The organism is Klebsiella sp. RCJ4, assembly GCF_009025755.1.
Taxonomy (GTDB): Bacteria; Pseudomonadota; Gammaproteobacteria; order Enterobacterales; family Enterobacteriaceae; genus Klebsiella; species Klebsiella michiganensis.
In genome coordinates, this window is sequence record NZ_WCIN01000044.1 from 1 (window position 1) to 2829 (window position 2829).

Consider the following 2829-nt stretch of genomic DNA (forward strand, 5'->3'; position numbering starts at 1 on the left):
TGAATCGCCACGGGTTTAACAGACACCCCAGAGTCATTTAAGATGACTTAAAGAGAGGTGCCCATGAGCGGTAAGCGTTATCCTGAAGAGTTTAAAATTGAAGCAGTCAAACAGGTTGTTGATCGTGGTCATTCTGTTTCCAGCGTTGCAACTCGTCTCGATATCACCACCCACAGCCTTTACGCCTGGATAAAGAAGTACGGTCCGGATTCTTCCACTAATAATGAACAGTCAGATGCTCAGGCCGAGATCCGCCGACTCCAGAAGGAGTTAAAGCGGGTTACTGACGAACGGGATATATTAAAAAAAGCCGCGGCGTACTTCGCAAAGCTGTCCGACTGAGGTACGCCTTTATCCGTGACAACAATCGTTGCTGGCCTGTCCGTCTGCTCTGCCAGGTGCTGGATGTGCATCCGAGTGGGTTTTACGCCTGGCTTAAGCAGCCACATTCACGACGGTTTCATGCTGACCTGAAGCTGACGGGACATATTAAGCAGTTCTGGCTGGAGTCGGGCTGTGTTTATGGCTATCGCAAGATCTATCTCGATCTGCGGGATTCCGGGCAACAATGCGGTGTAAACAAAGTCTGGCGGTTGATGCAACGTGTGGGGATAAAGGCTCAGGTCGGATACCGAAGTCCACGGGCGCGTAAAGGTGAAGCCAGTATTGTGACGCCCAACAAGCTCCAGCGGCAGTTCAACCCGGAAGCACCGGATGAACGTTGGGTTACGGACATAACCTACATCCGAACCCACGAAGGCTGGTTGTATCTGGCCGTGGTGGTTGACCTGTTCTCCCGAAAAGTTATCGGCTGGTCAATGCAACCCCGAATGACAAAAGAGATTGTCCTGAACGCATTACTTATGGCGGTGTGGAGGCGTAATCCTCAAAAGCAGGTACTGGTTCACTCTGATCAGGGCAGTCAGTACACGAGCCATGAGTGGCAGTCGTTCCTGAAATCACACGCTCTGGAAGGCAGCATGAGCCGTCGCGGAAACTGCCACGACAATGCGGTTGCGGAAAGCTTTTTCCAGCTACTGAAGCGCGAACGGATTAAGAAAAAGATCTACGGAACTAGAGACGAAGCCAGAAGCGATATTTTTGATTACATCGAAATGTTTTATAACAGTAAGCGTCGGCATGGTTCGAGCGAGCAGATGCCACCAGTTGAATATGAAAACCTATATTATCAACGACTCAGAAGTGTCTAGGTTATCCGTGGCGATTCACGACTCCGATTCAGACAGTGATTCGGATTCAGACAGCGATTCGGACTCTGACAGCGACTCGGACTCGGACAGTGATTCGGATAGTGACAGCGATTCTGACTCTGACAGCGACTCCGATTCCGACAGCGACTCGGATTCTGACAGCGATTCGGATTCCGACAGCGATGCCGATTCTGACAGCGACTCCGACTCCGACAGCGACTCGGATTCCGACAGTGATTCCGACTCTGACAGCGACTCTGACTCCGACAGCGATTCGGACTCTGACTCTGACAGTGATTCGGATTCAGACAGCGATGCCGACTCTGATAGCGACTCGGATATCCCGCAGGCCAATGCGGATACTAATACCGCGCTGATCTCTGAGAACCATGACAATCTCGACGGGGTAAACGGTACGATTACCCAGCTGACAGGCGTGAACCTGCTTGGCGTGGTCGATGTTTCGCTGCTTAGCGGTAATAACTTTGACTTTACTGTCGCGAGTGGAACGACTCAGGATGTGGCACTGGATATTTCCGGCGGCACCACGCTGAGCTCGGCGGCGCTGATTAATACGCTACTGCTGCTGCTGGGTGGAACGAATACCTTCCAGGCCGATCTCGCGGTGGTGAATACGGTGACCGGAGAAGTGGTTGCGCTGGCGTCGAATGCGGTGACTATTACGGCGGGAGGCGTCAGCCTGGATTACAGCGGTAGCGCCAGCTTCAGCGACCTGCCGGAGGGGAACTATACGGTAGTGATTTCGTCGCCAACGAATACCGGGCTGCTGCCGACGCTGGTGAATTTCCTGGCGAATCTCAGCGTAGCGACCGCGGTGGATGTGGCGGTAACCGACTCCGTAGGATACGAGTCCGCGATTATCAGCGGTAACGTACTGCAGACGGACGCGGGTGGGGACGTCGGCGATACCGGTACGGATATTACTGTGACCAGCATCGTTGCCACCTCGGTTCCGGGGGCAACGGCGGAACCGGTTAGCTCGGGGGGGACGATCGTTGAGGGCGCCTACGGTACGCTGGTGATCTATGCCGATGGTTCTTACACCTATCACGCGACCGGAGACGCTGACTCTGTCGGTCAAACGGAGATCTTTACCTACACCATTACGGATGCGGATGGCGATACGGCAACGACGACGCTGACCATTAATATTGGCCTGGCCGATGATACGGATAGCGATGCTGATTCCGACTCCGACAGTGATTCAGACTCCGACAGCGACTCGGATTCGGACAGCGATTCGGATTCGGACAGCGATTCTGACGCTGACAGTGATTCGGACTCCGACAGCGACTCGGATTCGGACAGCGATTCTGACGCTGACAGTGATTCGGATTCTGACAGCGATTCGGACTCGGACAGCGACTCTGACTCTGACAGCGATTCTGACTCGGACAGCGACTCGGACTCCGACAGCGATTCCGACTCTGACAGCGATTCCGACTCTGACAGCGATTCGGACTCTGACAGCGACTCCGATTCAGACAGTGATTCGGATTCAGACAGCGACTCGGATTCGGACAGTGATTCTGATTCCGACAGCGATTCCGACGCTGACAGTGATTCGGATTCAGACAGCGATTCTGATTCTGACAGT

General features: G+C 53.8%; 1 protein-coding gene and 1 pseudogene. Both read left to right on the forward strand.

Features of this window, described 5'->3' with window-relative positions:
• The first annotated feature begins 63 nt into the window (after positions 1-63).
• Positions 64-1211 (forward strand): IS3 family transposase gene (locus F8562_RS24890; RefSeq protein ID WP_094909581.1). Its coding sequence is split into 2 segments (ribosomal slippage): positions 64-301 and positions 301-1211, totalling 1149 coding nucleotides; the frame shifts between segments, so codons are not numbered across the junction.
• A 436-nt stretch (positions 1212-1647) separates the two neighbouring features.
• A pseudogene (locus F8562_RS29565) lies at positions 1648-2829 on the forward strand (hypothetical protein); the annotation flags it as partial.